12 protein-coding genes are annotated in these 15,797 nt (G+C 42.4%); 8 read left to right on the top strand and 4 right to left on the bottom strand.

Going from position 1 to position 15,797, the window contains the following annotated elements:
• Positions 1 to 61: 61 nt before the first annotated feature.
• The gene (locus AC1TO6_RS11155; RefSeq protein WP_482101669.1) at positions 62 to 901 is read left to right on the top strand and encodes an alpha/beta hydrolase; all 840 of its coding nucleotides are present in this window, start codon (positions 62 to 64) and stop codon (positions 899 to 901) included.
• 79 nt (positions 902 to 980) lie between these two features.
• Here the strand turns inward: AC1TO6_RS11155 and AC1TO6_RS11150 are convergent, their stop codons facing one another.
• Positions 981 to 1,640 carry a hypothetical protein gene (locus AC1TO6_RS11150; protein ID WP_482101668.1) on the bottom strand — a complete coding sequence of 220 codons (660 nt, stop codon included), beginning with the start codon at positions 1,638 to 1,640 and terminating at the stop codon, positions 981 to 983.
• 236 nt (positions 1,641 to 1,876) lie between these two features.
• Here AC1TO6_RS11150 and AC1TO6_RS11145 point away from each other — a divergent pair, with 236 nt between their 5' ends.
• Positions 1,877 to 3,334: a protein adenylyltransferase SelO gene (locus tag AC1TO6_RS11145; protein ID WP_482101667.1), complete on the top strand. Its 1,458-nt coding sequence runs from the start codon at positions 1,877 to 1,879 to the stop codon at positions 3,332 to 3,334.
• Between the two features lie 111 nt (positions 3,335 to 3,445).
• On the opposite strand, the gene AC1TO6_RS11140 is transcribed toward AC1TO6_RS11145, so the two are convergent.
• Positions 3,446 to 4,636 carry a coenzyme F420-0:L-glutamate ligase gene (locus AC1TO6_RS11140; RefSeq protein ID WP_482101666.1) on the bottom strand — a complete coding sequence of 397 codons (1,191 nt, stop codon included), beginning with the start codon at positions 4,634 to 4,636 and terminating at the stop codon, positions 3,446 to 3,448.
• Between the two features lie 120 nt (positions 4,637 to 4,756).
• Between AC1TO6_RS11140 and AC1TO6_RS11135 the strand changes: the two genes are divergently transcribed.
• The gene (locus tag AC1TO6_RS11135; RefSeq protein WP_482101665.1) at positions 4,757 to 5,647 is read left to right on the top strand and encodes a LysR family transcriptional regulator; all 891 of its coding nucleotides are present in this window, start codon (positions 4,757 to 4,759) and stop codon (positions 5,645 to 5,647) included.
• A 286-nt stretch (positions 5,648 to 5,933) separates the two neighbouring features.
• Here AC1TO6_RS11135 and AC1TO6_RS11130 read toward each other — a convergent pair whose 3' ends face one another.
• The gene (locus AC1TO6_RS11130) at positions 5,934 to 6,755 is read right to left on the bottom strand and encodes a cytochrome c oxidase assembly protein (RefSeq protein WP_482101664.1); all 822 of its coding nucleotides are present in this window, start codon (positions 6,753 to 6,755) and stop codon (positions 5,934 to 5,936) included.
• Positions 6,745 to 7,254, bottom strand: coding sequence for a DUF2243 domain-containing protein (locus tag AC1TO6_RS11125; RefSeq protein WP_482101663.1), 510 nt, complete (start codon positions 7,252 to 7,254; stop codon positions 6,745 to 6,747). The genes AC1TO6_RS11130 and AC1TO6_RS11125 overlap by 11 nt, the downstream gene beginning before the upstream one ends.
• Before the next feature lie 726 nt (positions 7,255 to 7,980).
• On the opposite strand from AC1TO6_RS11125, the gene AC1TO6_RS11120 reads away from it, so the two are divergent.
• From AC1TO6_RS11120 to AC1TO6_RS11100, 5 genes are all read left to right on the top strand, one after another.
• Complete coding sequence (locus AC1TO6_RS11120; RefSeq protein ID WP_482101662.1) at positions 7,981 to 8,766, top strand: glucose 1-dehydrogenase; 786 nt, start codon at positions 7,981 to 7,983, stop codon at positions 8,764 to 8,766.
• Positions 8,767 to 9,099: 333 nt separating this feature from the next.
• Positions 9,100 to 11,763 (top strand): DEAD/DEAH box helicase family protein, encoded by a 2,664-nt coding sequence (locus AC1TO6_RS11115; protein ID WP_482101661.1) that lies wholly within the window; start codon positions 9,100 to 9,102, stop codon positions 11,761 to 11,763.
• 74 nt (positions 11,764 to 11,837) lie between these two features.
• Positions 11,838 to 12,755: an HPr(Ser) kinase/phosphatase gene (hprK, locus tag AC1TO6_RS11110; RefSeq protein ID WP_482101660.1), complete on the top strand. Its 918-nt coding sequence runs from the start codon at positions 11,838 to 11,840 to the stop codon at positions 12,753 to 12,755.
• 716 nt (positions 12,756 to 13,471) lie between these two features.
• Complete coding sequence (locus AC1TO6_RS11105) at positions 13,472 to 14,695, top strand: Alp7A family actin-like protein (protein WP_482101659.1); 1,224 nt, start codon at positions 13,472 to 13,474, stop codon at positions 14,693 to 14,695.
• A gap of 11 nt (positions 14,696 to 14,706) precedes the next feature.
• Positions 14,707 to 15,234: a hypothetical protein gene (locus tag AC1TO6_RS11100; RefSeq protein ID WP_482101658.1), complete on the top strand. Its 528-nt coding sequence runs from the start codon at positions 14,707 to 14,709 to the stop codon at positions 15,232 to 15,234.
• Positions 15,235 to 15,797 lie beyond the last annotated feature (563 nt).

The following is a 15,797-nucleotide window of genomic DNA, read 5'->3' as shown; positions in this document are numbered from 1 at the left end:
CCAACTCATTGGTAGCTTTTTTTTCTATGAGTTAGCAGTCAAGCGAGGACCGAAAGAGTTTTTGCAGAAGAATTCAGATTTAGAAGTGTCGGATCAGACAATGGACCTTTTTTTGAATGGCGATTGGATAGACTGGACGGCTGCTCAAAAATTTGAACGCCTTACGTTACCATCACGCGACGGACTAGAACTGTCAGGCTACTATTTGCCCGCATCCCAGCCAACAGATAAATTGGTTATTTTAACACATGGCTATTTAGGTAACGCGAAGCAAATGGGGCTATTTGGGCAGTATTATCATAAAGATTTGGGCTACAATCTTTTTATGCCTGATGCACGAGGGCATGGAAGAAGCGAGGGTGATTACTACGGATTCGGCTGGCCGGATCGGCTCGATTTAATCGATTGGACAGAAACATTGGTGGAAAAGCTTGGATCTGGCACTGAAGTGGCCTACCATGGTCTATCGATGGGCGCAGCAACGGTCTTGATGGCTAGTGGAGAAGAAGGGCTTCCCCGACAAGTCAAGGCCATTATAGCGGACAGTCCATATGCATCTGTCTATCAATTATTCGCGTACCAAATGAACCGAATGTTTCACCTGCCGGCTCTCCCATTGTTAGACAGCACCAGTGCTTTAACAAAAATCAGGGCTGGTTATTCATTCAGGGAGGCAAGTGCGTTGAAAGAAGTGGAGAAAACGGATGTCCCAATTCTGTATATCCACGGGAAAGGTGATACGTTCGTTCCTACAGAAATGACAGAGGATTTGTATCAGAATACGTCAAGTGATGCAGAACTTTTTCTTGTCCCAGAAGCGAACCACGGTGAATCCTTTGCGCTCGACGAAGACAACTACAAAGAGAAAGTAGATCAGTTTTTGGAGCGTACGATTCACTAGTTTCTTGAACAAACGATAAAACAGGCATTAGGAAAATTTCCTAATGCCTGTTTTTGTGGTTACGTATTTTCTTTAAGCTTTACAGATTTTCATATGAAGCCATCTTATCCATATTACTCGCAACCAAAGCAATAAGTGTGCTGGCTTCTTCTTTTGTAAAGACAAAACTGCTTTCTTCTTTGTGAAGCTCGTTTCCTTCTGACCAGAAGCGCTTGACCCTTCGGAGAACGCCATTGCCAGTAGCATTAACTACGCCGAATTGATGCGTTACTTCTATTTCATCTTCAATTTGGAAAGCGGTGACTTCAGGTGTTTCCCATTCGACGCTCAGTTCCTCAAACTCTGTATCAGTAATTTCACCCACGTAGTATTCTCCGCCATCTACTGCGTCTAAAACAAACTCTTCGTCGAGATCATCTAGATCATCATCGGTCATGAAATCATGGAAGATATCATGAACAGCGTCAATTATATCCTCAATGTCAGTAAGAATAATTCTCGTTGGCTGCTCGAATTCAAAGTCAAAAGTTTCCACGTAAAACTCTGCATTATGTGGGTCAAAATGAAGGGTACAGAAGTATTCATTTTCGCCGTCCTCCGTTTCGACAAAAAATTCGATACGTGGATGTTTGGCGCTTTGGTCAATCGCCATATGACCGACTTGATCATATTTTTCGCAAATTGAATTTAAGTGATCATGAAGCTCACTGGTTACTCTGTTAAACCATTCCATCGACATGCTTAAGTCGCCCCTTTACTTTTTTCTTCATTCAATCGTATCTTTTCCTAATTCGTGTATTTTATCAAAAAAAGTTTTGGCCATCGTAGAAGTTATTTTTCATGAGTAGTTTTCGCTGCAAAGGGAAAGGTATTATATATGTTAACAAGCAAGGGAATAGGACACAGTATTATGAAATTGCCTCGATTTGATGGATACTGATATAAAGATAGACTTAAAAAAAGGAGCAATTATACATGAGTATAGAAACAGGATGGAACTTAGATAACAGTTATGCCCGTTTGCCGAATGCGTTGTTCACTAGCATCAATCCAACTCCAGTACGCGCACCGAAGATGATCAAACTTAATGATTCATTAGCACAAGCAATGGGTTTAAACGTTCAGGCGTTGAAAAGCGAAGAGGGTGTAGCGGTGCTTGCTGGAAATGAGATTCCCGAAGGTGCATCTCCTCTTGCTCAAGCGTATGCGGGGCATCAATTTGGACATTTTAACATGTTGGGGGACGGTCGGGCTATACTGTTGGGCGAGCAAATTCTTTCTCAAGGTGAAAGGGTTGATGTTCAGCTTAAGGGCTCAGGTAGAACGCCGTACTCACGTGGAGGCGATGGACGGGCAGGAGTTGGACCGATGCTGCGCGAATACATCATTAGCGAAGCCATGTATGCGCTGGGTATTCCTACGACTCGTAGTCTGGCGGTGGTGACGTCTGCTGAATCAATCATCCGTGAAACCGAGCTGCCTGGTGCAGTTCTGACCCGAGTGGCCGCCAGTCACCTGCGTGTCGGTACCTTCCAATACGTTGCAAAATGGGGAACGATTGATGAATTACGGATTCTGGCTGACTATACACTCAAGCGTCATTACGCGGACATTGAAGCGGATGAGGACCGATACCTTTCATTGTTTCAGGAAGTCATGAAGCGGCAAGCAGAGCTCATTGCTAAATGGCAACTGGTCGGCTTTATCCACGGGGTAATGAACACGGATAATATGACCATTAGCGGAGAAACCATCGATTATGGGCCTTGCGCTTTCATGGATATCTATGACCCCGCTACGGTGTTCAGTTCCATTGATAGGCAAGGTCGCTATGCTTACAGTAATCAGCCATTAATTGCTGGATGGAATCTTGCACGATTTGCTGAAACCCTCTTGCCACTATTGCATGACAACCAGGAGAGGGCTGTTGAACTTGCCCAAGATGAGATTTCAAGTTTTACTGAGTTGTATCACGCTCATTGGCTCGCAGGTATGAGAGCGAAACTGGGGCTATTTGACGAAGAAACGCAGGATGAAGAACTGATTAATGACTTACTCAGTATGATGGAAAAGCATCAGGCGGATTATACGAATACCTTCCGCGCATTTACTTTAGATAAGCCGGAAGATACAGTCCTGTTTGGAACCCCGGACTTTGCTCAATGGTTTGAGCGCTGGCAGGCGAGGATAAGCGGACAGCAACAATCGAAAGTCGATTCGAAACAGCTGATGAAGAACAGTAATCCTGCATTAATTCCACGGAACCACCGAGTCGAAGCAGCACTGAAGGCCGCAGTGGAACAAGAAGACTATAGCGTGATGGAAAAGCTTTTGAATGTGCTTTCAAACCCTTACGAGTACTCCGATGAACAAGCTGAATTCTCTACATTGCCGGATACGACGGCACCTTATCAAACCTATTGCGGTACTTGATAGAAAAGCGTTGGAGGAATGTAATTTTCAGTGCTTTGCTCAATGCCCCGAAAGGAAATAAAAAACAAGCAATGCCAAAGAAAAATGGCATTGCTTGTTTTTGAGATAAGGTTATTTTGTAAAGTTATCGAAATAACCTTGGATGAAGACAATCGGTGTCCCTTTATCGCCGCTGCCTGATGTTAAATCAGACAGAGAGCCGATAAGGTCAGTCAGTCTTCTAGGCGTTGTGCCTTGTGATTCCATCGACCCCACAAGATCCTCGTCTTTGTTATCGATGAAGTCAGAGATTGCTTGTTTAAGGTCATCTCCTCTTAAGTGGGCAAAGTTATTATCTGCAAGGTATTTTAATTTTATTTCATTTGGCGTGCCCTTCAGGCCTGCTGTGTAAGCGGGTGATACAACTGGATCTGCAAGTTCCCATATCATACCGATTGGGTCTTTGAATGCGCCATCGCCGTAAACCATGACTTCTACATTTTTACCAGTCTTTTCTTTGAGTGTTTTCTGTATGTTATCAACGACAGGCTGGCAATTACGTGGGAATAGTTTTACGCCGTCTTCAGTAGATTTATTGGACCCTAACAGGCCATATTTTTCATTATATCCACTGCCGTCGATGGACTCGGATAATATGTTATCCAGGCTATAAATTTTTTCTACACCATTGGCTTGTAGTATCTTTTTCGTTCTGAATCTCGTGTGGATATCACACGTAAGAACACTTTTTGTATACGACAGAATGGTTTTAGGGTTATTTGAGAATATAACTTCACATTCCACGCCGTATTCGGCAATTAACGATTTATAGTAATCAATATAATCGACACCCGTAAAAGCATGGTTAATATATCCGAAATGATCGCGGAATTGTTTTTCTGTTAAGACATCTGTCCAAGGATTAACTCCTTTTTCATCTAATAAGTCTATGTCTACTAAGTGATTACCAACTTCATCAGATGGATAGCTGAGCATTAAAACAATTTTTTTAGCGCCTTTTGCAATACCGCTAAGACAGACTGCAAAACGATTTCGGCTTAAGATAGGAAACACTACACCAATTGTATCATCACCAAATTTCGAGCTAATATCTTTAGCGATGTGATCGATCGTCGCGTAATTCCCTTGAGCACGTGCAACGATAGACTCTGTTATCGTGACGATGTCTTTATCATTTATGGCAAAGCCTTCAACTTCTGAAGCTTTTAGCACGCTATCTACAACGATTTCTTCTATATTGTCCCCTCGATTAACAATCGGGCAACGAAGACCTCTAACAACTGTTCCCACTACTCTTCCCAATAGTATCGCTCCTCGTGTCGCTTTAGTGTATTTTGAAATTCTTATCTACTTGTACTATACAACGTTTTAATGGTATAAGTAAAATGAATATATGTAATGATAGGTATAAGAGGTGCTTATATGGTTAGTAAGTTGGATTTATATAAAGTATTTTGTATGGTCGGCAAAAGTGAAAGTTTTTCTAAAGCAGCAAAAGGTCTATATATGACGCAGCCCGCTGTCAGTCAAGCGATCATGCAGTTGGAGAGAGAATTGGACACGCGCCTTTTCAATAGATCGCCTAAAGGGGTCTCTTTAACAGATGAGGGTAGCCTTCTTTTTGAATATGTAAATTCGGCGATTCATTTAATTGAAACTGGCGAAGAAAAAATGTTGGAATTTAAAAACCTAACGACGGGGGAATTAAAGATTGGTGTTGGTGATACGATTTCAAGGTATTTTTTACTACCTTATTTAGAGTATTTCCATAAAAGGTATTCAAATATCAAGTTAAAAATTGTAAATGGCACAACATTTGAACTTTGTTCGATCTTGAAATCAGGTGGGGTAGATATTGCGATTTGTAACCTACCCATTATAGACCCTTCGCTAGAACTAAGACCCTGGTTTGAAATTCAAGATACGTTTGTTTACGGGGAGAGGTTCCAGAAAATATTATCCAATCCTGTAAGCCTGGAAGAAGTGGCAAAACTGCCATTAATATTACTTGAACGAAAATCAAATTCCCGGAAGTATGTTGAGGATTATATGATATCGAAAGGGATAAAGGTGTCCCCGGAAATTGAGTTAGGCTCTCATGATTTGTTATTGGAGTTTGCTAAAATAAATCTAGGGATCGCTTGTGTGACCAAAGAGTTTTCCGAAGAGTATTTAGCGAAAGGTTTGGTACATGAAGTACAACTCATTCAAAAAATACCTAAGAGAAGTATCGGTGTATGCTATTTGAAAAGTGTGCCGCTATCATCAGCCTCAACAAAGTTTGTTGAGATATTGGAAAAGAAACAGGTGTAACCTGGTTTACTCAATTATTCTTTCAAGGCTCAAGTCAGAGCCTCTAAACCACTACGAAAAAGACTAAGCAATGAGCCTAGTCCTCCCGCCACACTCATTGAATCTAGCTTAGTTGAGGAGTACAGTTACCAAAATGCCCAGCATTATGCCAACGATGATAGTGCCTGCAAAAATCAGCCCCCGTTTCAAAGCTTCATCCTCTCTTTTACCTAATAGTTAAGTTTATTAGGCAAGCTCTGAATTTATGATTAAGCCAAGAACACCCGTGACTTCAGTCATGGGAGGTTCATACTTTAACTTGTTGATGTTTATGGCTGACAAAGATTTCTGCGCCTTTTCGTGGACGAACAGATTTATACCAGTGCCTGAATAGGATGAAAATGAGTAGCAGATCGACCGCGTCCCCACCGTAATACATCAGTAGGGCTCCATTCCTAGCTTGTTCTCCTGGAACGCCTTCCGGTGGGTAGGCGTAGATGAATTTGGACAGGATGCCATGACCAGCGAGGGCTAGGACAAAGACGACTGTTCTATATCGGAAACTTGAACGGTGAGAAACTGGATCTATGTATAATAAAGAAACTGTAAATAAATATCCGGCAATGAATACGTGAATGTGCACAACGACGTGGAGAAAAAGGTTTGCATGCATAACAGTGTATAAATTGGTTGTATAAAGGAGCCATAACCCACCAATATTCAAGATGGAGGCGGTGATGGGGTGGGTGAAGAAACGGATCGGATGACGTTGTAACAGCCGGTTCAGTTTTCTTGCGGAATGGACATTGAGTGTGCGCAGCAGCAATGTCATGGGTGCAGCGAGTGCGATGAGCAGCGGAGCGAGCATGCCGAGAAGCAAGTGACCCACCATATGTGTCGTGAAATCGGAGTGGGATTGACGAGAGAGTGGACCGACCACTGCGGCTGCAGCGAATAGTACACCTATAACAAAAGAAATCGTGCGTAACCAAGGCCATTTACGAAGGCGTATCCGTCGGTTGGTTGCCAAAACAGCCCCTATGTAAAATCCAATCGCAAGCAATGCCAGAATTCCAAAAAACAAATCGGTAAAGAGAAAGAAAGCGTGATTGCTCGGTTCATGATGCATGGGAAATCACTCCTATTGCTTTACGCTGATCGCGTTTAGCTTGGATGATTAGGACGATGCCGATGATAATCATAATAGCTGCGGAAATATTCCATACAAGGTCATACGGTAAAATAGTTACATTGTATCGGATTTGGTGGATGCGCATGATCTTATGCTGGATTGTTCCATCATATAGTTGGAAAGCCCCCGCGCCAAGAAGTTTTCCTCCCCACCACATCTTATGCCACAGTGCATGACGCCTTCTTAAATCGGCAACCAGGAATAGCCCCCCAACGGTCGCGAACCAGCTAAATGCATGAAATAGCCCATCTGAAACAAGACCGACCGCGACAGTCGATTTGTCGTAAAATTTATGCCAATGGAGCAGTTGGTGGAACAAGGTTTCGTCAAGAAAAGCAACAAATCCTAATCCAAACAAGATACCCGACCAGAGATTTCGTCGTGCAAACGTTTCTCTGTTCGTCAAATACTCTTGATTGTTCTGTGTATTTTTCATAATCTCTACCTCCATCTGTACAAGTCCGTGTTCCCCCAAGTATGACCGCAAAGGGACAATGGTAAACGGGGAAGATGGTTACGGTTCAGAGTGTGGATTGTAGACCGCTTGGCGCTTTGGGGATGCCTCTCGCCCTGAGCCTGGATTAGCGCTTCGCATCCAGTCTCAGGGCTTCGGCTACCCCTTGTCGCGCTTGCGCTAGAGTGTTCCATTATTGAAAGTGATTTTAAGATGTATGCAATGAGATTATGATGCGATTACTATTTGATACTAATTTCATTGAAGAAAGACACACTACGAGCTACAGGCCTTCTCCCCGACAACGAAATGTGCTTTCTTACCTAGACCTTCCAGCGAAGGCGCGACTTCGTGGTAGCCGAAGCGGGAATAGCGGGAATTCTAATTCATTCCACGTATTGCGACTGTTGATAAGTGCATTCACTCGCTTTATATCGCTACAAGTTGCAGGTTTTATCCACAATAATGAAATGCACTTTCAACCATCCACAATGTGCATAAGTGATATTCACAGGATGTCTGATTCTGCCCATGCAATTGTTTAAATGGATATGTGCTAGGGAATAGATACTAGATAACGGGACAAAGAAAGTGTTAGTAACTTGGTGTTATTCCTGCCTTCTGATGAGTGTACGTTTATCACAGGTATGGGAAGTCTGATAAAGAAATTGAACGACTAATGAGCCAAATTTGAGAGGGGAATTCATAATGAGTAATCGATTCGATGGTAAAGTAATTTTAATTACAGGTGCAGGTTCAGGTTTAGGTCGTGAATCTGCCTTACAAGTGGTAAAAGAGGGAGCTAATGTTTCTTTAGTTGACTTAAATAGCGAAGGGTTAGAGGAAACAAAAAAACTAGCGCTAGAAGTATCTTCAAAAGCAGAAGTGCTTTTAATCACAGCAAACGTCGCAGATGAAGATTCCGTTAAGAATTATGTAGATGAAACAGTTAAGAAGTTTGGTCGAATTGATGGTTTCTTCAATAATGCAGGGATTGAAGGCAAACAAAACCTGACAGAAGATTACGGTAGCGATGAGTTCCAGAAAGTTATTAGTGTTAACTTAAATGGTGTATTTTTCGGGATGAAATATGTACTAGCCGTTATGAAAAAACAAGGATCTGGATCGATTGTAAACACAGCTTCTGTTGGTGGGATCCGTGGTGTGGGTAATCAATCGGGATACTCAGCAAGTAAGCACGGCGTTGTAGGATTAACAAGAAACTCTGGTATTGAATACGGACAGTTCGGAATTAGCATAAATGCGATTGCACCTGGTGCGATTATGACGCCAATGGTTGAAGCGTCATTGAAACAACTAGGCGGCGACAATTGGGAAGAAGCAGGTAAAGAGTTTGTTAGTGTAAACCCTATGAAACGTTTCGGGAAACCTGCAGAAGTAGGGTATTTAGTTGCCTTCTTACTTTCAGATCAAGCTGAATTCATTAACGCAACTGTAATTTCTATCGACGGTGGGCAGTCGTATAAATATTAATTGAATTCAAAGAGAGTGCCTTGTTATGTTTGAAAGGCTATGAATTCAGTTGCAATACATCCGAATCAATAATGAAGTAAGGGGGATATCCGATCATGGGATATCCCTTTTTGTTATATGAAATCAGTCATTCAAAACAACGACTGCCAAAAGGGACGCTGTTTTGAATGCCACAAAAAAAGATTCGAAACTTCGAGATTACTAAATAGGCTTCTTTCGGTAAAGATTTTCGCTAACAAGTGAGAAAAGATGGTGTTCATTTGGTATAATTTGTGTAACGGTAAAATGAAAAAGTTATGAAGAACCAGCCCGATCGAAAGGGGGTAGTGAAGCATGAAACGGTTTCCGGATGGCATTCAATTCTGCTATGAGTGGCGTTCCTATCAGAAACGCATACTGAACGAACTGGAAAGTCATCTAGTGAATGGGCATCTGCATCTTGTGGCGCCGCCGGGATCTGGAAAAACGGTCCTCGGTCTTGAGGTTATGCTTCGGCTGGATCGCCCGACCTTGATTGTTGCGCCGACCTTGGCCATTCGGGCGCAGTGGATGGAACGATTCACAGAGCTTTTCCTTGGAGACGAACCGCCTGATTGGATGTCTACTAATTTAAAGGAACCTGCATTTGTTACTGTGACGACCTATCAATCGTTACATAGCCTAATCTCTGGACGTGAAGAAATTCTAGATAATGGTGAAGAACAGACTGACGATGAACTGCTAGAAGACCATATGATCGGAAGTGGTGATGAGCTAATCCGTAAACTGGATCAGATTGGCTTTGGCACACTTATATTGGATGAAGCCCACCATCTTCGCACATCTTGGTGGAGGACGATGATGGACGTGAAGAAGAGACTTGGTGAACCTGTTGTCGTCGCGCTAACTGCCACACCACCTTACGATGTGGGAGCTTCAGAGTGGCAGCGTTATGTCGCATTGTGCGGACCGATTGATTTGGAAATATCGGTACCTGAGCTTGTGAAAGCGTCAGAACTTTGTCCACACCAGGATTTCATTCACTATTCAATTCCTGAAGTGGATGAAATGATGCGAATTCTAGCGTTTCGTGACGATGTGGATCGTTTCATCGAGCAATTGATTGGGGATAAAGAATTTGTGGTGTATCTCGAAAACCATCCATGGATAGCAGAACCTGAAGCACATGTTGAGCAGATTTTGTCCAGTCCAGGTGTTTTCTCCAGTATGCTTTTGTTCTTAAAAAATAACAATTCACAAGCGTATGCCCATGCCCTCCCTATCATCGGGATGAAAGATGAGCAAATGCCGGAGTTGTCGCTTCCTTGGCTTGAAGAGTTGCTTACGGGCTTGCTATTTCATATGGATGATAAAAACATCATTTTAAAAGACATACGAAAACGTCTAACGCGTATCGGAGCGGTGGAACGTCGGAAAGTCGTACTCCTTTCAAACGCGTCCATAAAGAGGGGGCTAATACATAGTGCATCAAAATTGAAGAGTATAGAAGAAATTGTGAAGGCAGAGAAAGCGCTTCTCGGCGAACAGCTCCGCATGGTTATTTTGACAGATTACATTCGAATTGCGGATATGCCATTAAAAAAAGGGGATGAGCTTCCATTTGCTCGCCTTGGTGTCGTACCGATTTTTGAAGTGCTGCGTAGAAACCTCGGTCCACTCATTAAGCCGGGTATCCTGACTGGCTCGATTGTCGTATTGCCGGTGAGTGCAAGGTCCATATTTGAGGAGGAGGCAAATAACCGTGGGGTGACTGTCGTTGCATTACCACTTGAAGTTGATGCGTCCTTTATCCGAATCGAGGTGGGCTCGGCTGATCGACAACAGATGGTCGCGATAATGACTGAAGTTCTCAAAAGGGGCGGCGTGGATGTGCTAACCGGGACGGCCGCTCTCCTTGGAGAAGGATGGGACGCGCCTTGCATAAATTCACTTATTTTAGCCTCTAATGTAGGTTCTTTCATGCTGTCCAATCAAATGCGCGGACGTGCAATTCGAACAGATCGAAATGATCCCGCTAAAACGTCTTCCATCTGGCATCTGGTCTGTGTAGATAGGAGTGATGCAGGTGGAGGAGCAGATTATGATAATCTAACGCGGAGATTTCGATCCTTAATTGGCATAGGAGCAAAGCGAGATATTATCGAAACGGGCATTGCTCGACTGGAGATTGGGGCTCCTCCAGGTACAGTGGAAAGCGTTAACATATTAAATCGTGAAATGACTCAACGTGCGGGCAAAAGAGACACTTTTTATGTCCGTTGGCAAAGAGCCATCGATGGAGGCCGTGAAATGACCGAGGAAATCGTGGCAGATAAACAATCCTTACCGCGTCCATATTATCTGGATAACACGTTGAGAGGTCTTTTGTGGATCACGGGCTTTATCGCTTTAGAAGCAGTAGTTGATTTCAGCAATCTTTTCCGAAATCTTGGTGCCTTTTCGTTCGGTGAAGGAATGGCGATTGCGACAGTACTCGGACTCCTTTTCGCAGCACCTTCTTTCTATAAAACGGTGAAGTTGTATAGCAAGCACCCTTCCGTTGAAGCGAGCATGAAAGAGATTGCGGAAACTGTCTATGTATCCATGCTTCATGCAGGTGCTGTTAAAACACCTCTCCATAAGAATATGATTAGAGTGACGCGAGACGGCGCAGGAACATACACATGCTGGCTTGAAGAAGGGACGACACATGAGAAGACGATCTTCATGACTGCATTGAAGGAGTTTCTTGAACCCATTGAAAATCCTCGATACATTCTAATACGTAAGGCAGGAAAGCTTTGGAAGAGGTCTGATTATCATGCTATCCCACAAATAATCGGACAAAAGAAAGAATATGTTAGCTATTTCTTGGAAGATTGGGAACGACGGGTTGGAAAGTCTGACTTCATCTACACCAGAACTGTCGAGGGTCGTCTCAAACTGCTGGAAGCGAGGTTGAAGGCGTTATCCAGTTCGTTCATACCGAAAGTAGAACGAACCAGTGGATGGCGGTAAGAAGACATAAAGTCGTTTTAAGGAGAAGCACCAAATGGTAGTGTAGTAAGAAGACTGTAAAATGGAGGCTGTTCATGAGAATAATAACGATTGAGGAGATAGTCAATACATTTTCATTAGAAGTGTTGAGCGGACAGGACCAATTGCATCGTATTATTAAAAAGACTAAAGTACGTCGGCCAGGATTAGAATTTATGGATAAATTTGATTTCATCGCAACTGGTTATGTACAAATTTTAGGGAAAAATGAGATAAATTATCTGCATACGCTAACCATTGAGGAGTGTAAGCTGCGGATTGGGAATATTGTTCAATACGCGCCTCCTTGCATTATTATCACGTCAAAGCAGGAAGAGCCATTAGGTCTGATTCAGTACTGTACGGAAGAAAAGATCCCTGTGTTGCGCACACGTGATTCCACGGGGGAGCTAAGCGCGAAGATGGATGGATATGTTGTGAAAGCAATGGCTCCGGAGATAGCGATTCATGGCGTTTGTGTCAATGTATCAGGGATAGGTGTTCTGCTACGTGGCAATTCGGGTGTAGGGAAGAGTGAAACGGCGCATACGCTGATAGGTCGGGGACATCGGTTGGTAGCGGATGATATTGTCGTGCTGAAAAAACTGAGTCCACAAACTTTGCTTGGTACACATGATGACAATAACAAAGAATTCCTTGCATTGCGTAGTATTGGTTTGTTAAATGTTGTGCGCTTATATGGAAGAGCGGCTTTTCAAGAAGAGACACGAATTTCACTAGATATTGAATTGATCAAATGGAAGGGGAATGACTTGAATAACGAATTGGAATTGGAAGAGAAGTTCGTAGAATACATGGACGTTCAAATCCCTCACATTCAAATCCAACTTCAGCCAGGTCGAGATATTTCGGGTCTAATCGAAGCGGCAGCGAATAACTGGTATCTAAAACAGCAAGGTTATAGCGCGGCGGAGGAGTTCATGAAACGGATTGAATCGGATATCGAAAAATGACAGGTACTTGTGTAAAAACAATCGTGAATGTTTGAACAATCACGATTGTTTTTTTTGTGCCTTTTTGCATTTTACTTAGGTGTATTGATAATACGAGTCGACAGAGGGTGTTAAAGGCGCTTTAGCGTGGGTTTAGAGAGTTCGTAGAGATTTATATTACTTTTAGTGGAGAGGCATACTAGAAGGAGTCCTGGGAGGTCGTTTTTGCTGATAAAGAGACTGATTAACCCCAATATTGATAAGGAATCGATGCGAAATTCCCATAGGTGCGTACTATAGCAGTTTAACTTCATTCAGTAGAACTCATTCATGACTGTCATTTGTGGGATTAATTTGAATAATATATACGATTTAACTGGAGTTTTAGACATAATCACGCCGAGGAGTGATTGATTTTCGAACCGAGTGGCAGGGAGGGGAGTGTGAAGTGGCATACTCTCAAATAGCTATAAGCCTTGTGTACATTAATACTTATGTTGTACACGATTTCGTATACATAGGTAAACAATGTTGTAAACACGTACACAAAGATGTACACATGCTTTAGGTGAAGGTGTTTACACGAAAGAATACAAGTATACTTAAATGTTTACAAGTTTACGGAAGTGATTACAATATTACAATTGTATGTTAAATGGTAACGTAGGATTGACCTGTCTCTGAAATTCAGATACTATTTTAGTAGTAAGATATGTTTTATAGAAGGGATGATTTAATTGACAGAATCTCGCATTGCGGCAATTGACGTAGGAAATGATTCATTAAAAGCAATTTTTGGTAAAGTAGAAGTAGAACTCAATATACCTAATGTAATTGCACAGGATATTGCAGATCGTCCAATCATCGGAATTGAAGAACTCGACAACCAAGAGCCTGCTGATGGCATTCATATTCGTTTGCACTCGCCAACATTACATGATAACAATGCAATTTATCGGGTTGGGAATTTAGCGACGAAAAGTGGTAACTCTACAGAGCTAGACCCGGGGAGTAACAAATCAGAAGAAGATCAAACATTAGTCATGATGTTCGCGGCACTTGCATTAGATGCAGCGCGTGACGAAAATAAAGCCATTTTCAAACGCAATAACAATGTTATTGAAGCTACGTATACACTGGGTACAGGTCTTCCGCTTAGGGAAGTGAAAGAAGGGAAAGATGTTGGCTATCGTTCTCAACTGCTTGGATCTGTTCACCAGGTGGAGTTTTTAGTTACACCTAAATACCAAGGCCTAAAGGTTAATATTAAGTTTGATGAAGTGAAAGTCTATCCAGAAGGTTTTGCGGCGTTTATCAACCTTGTAATGGATAATGATTTAAATGTCATTAATAAAGAACTAATTGATAAGCAACTTTTAATTCAAGATATCGGCGGCCTCTCAACAGATGTGGCAGTCATTAAAAACCGTAAAGTAGATGATGATAAAGCACAAGGATTCAACCTAGGCGTATCAGAGTCGCTAGATGCAATCCGGGAAGAAATCTATGCTAGACATGGCGTAGAGTTGGATAGCCGATTAGATGTAGTGGACATTATTACGAAGAAAAATGACCGCAATCACATTATGGTAAAAGGAAGCCGGACAAGTGTGCATGACATTGTTGACCGTATTCTTATGGATTTAGCGAAAAAACAATACCGTCATTTGCGTAATGTATGGGCAAGAAACTCGCAATCAGAGATTTGTTATTTTATCGGCGGAGGTTCTATTGTACTTAAAGACTATCTAAAAACATTGAATAATAGTTTGGATGGCTTTAACATCGATTTCTTTGAAGATGAAAAAGAAAGCGTTTGGATGATGGCTAATGCCTATTACAAGCTAATTTCAGACTTCGCTAGAAAGAATCAAAAAGTTCAACCACAACAAACGCAACAACAAACACAACAACAACAACAACAACGGAAAGCCGAAGAAAAGTTCGTTAAAACAAAATAGGGTGAGAGTGCATGAGTGAAACAGGATTAAAAAGGGGTCAGCCCATTACATTTCGTATCCCGTCCGATACATCTGACCACACATTAAAGCAATTGCAAAAGTTGAAAGAAGTTGAACGAAGAAACTTTTCCAGCAAAATTGCTGAATTTGTGATAGATGGTGTGAATGATTCTCTTGTAAAGCACAGGGAAACCATCGTCATTCCGCTGCCAAAAGGATTAACTAAAGCGCAACGGGATTGGCTCAAACATGAACATTCTGAAGCGTTGCTTGGAAGTATTGTTTATCAGCTGTTGTCCGATCCAAACCGTACAGCTGCCCTCTTTGCTTCGCTTAACAGTAATGCATTAGAGGTGGATGATGCTTTATATCTCCAAGAAGAAACGGTCATTGAAGAGAAGTTCTTCATAAATAATGATGCGGATGACGATTTGGACAACTTCGACTGGGAATCGTTAAAACAAACGCAAAGCACGCCTGTCGAAGAGGAAGAAGAGCTAGATCCTCTTGCCGACTTCCTTGCTCAAATGAATAAGTAACACATCTTTTAGGCGGCCTGTTTTCCGTATATGGAGAATAGGCGGCCTGTTTTTTGTGTCTACATATAGATATATTAGTAATTCCGTTAAAACCGCTTCAGCGCTTCGTGGATGCCTCCGAAGCCACTGAAAAAGTCCGATTTCCTACAATCCCGTTGATTTCCGTTCCGAGCGGACGCTTTCCGCGGGCACGGCTTCAGTCTCCTCGTCACTGCGTTCCTGCGGGGTCTTCAGCCAGGGAAGAGTGAACTTCCTTCTCTTCCTAGCTGTTCCCGCTGGAGTCGCCGCTCTTCACTACAATCAACTAGATCTTACTATAAAAAAAGAACTTTTTCAGCGCCCTCGATGCCTACCGCGATAAGCCGGAAAGAAGATCCGGGAGGGATTGAACTGCATCCCTCTATCAGTCTTATCGCTTCGGCTACCACGAAGTCGCGCCTTCGTTGTAGGATCTATATAAGAAGGCACATTTCAAAGTCGGAGAGGAGATTTGCAATCTGAAGTGTTTCTTTCTTCAATGAAATTAGTATCTAATAGTACTCACATTATATCTCAGTCCATAC

It is taken from the genome of Sporosarcina sp. Y352 (genome assembly GCF_056786535.1).
The sequence above is the reverse complement of the archived record's forward strand: the minus strand, read 5'-3'. Positions and strand labels throughout refer to the sequence as shown.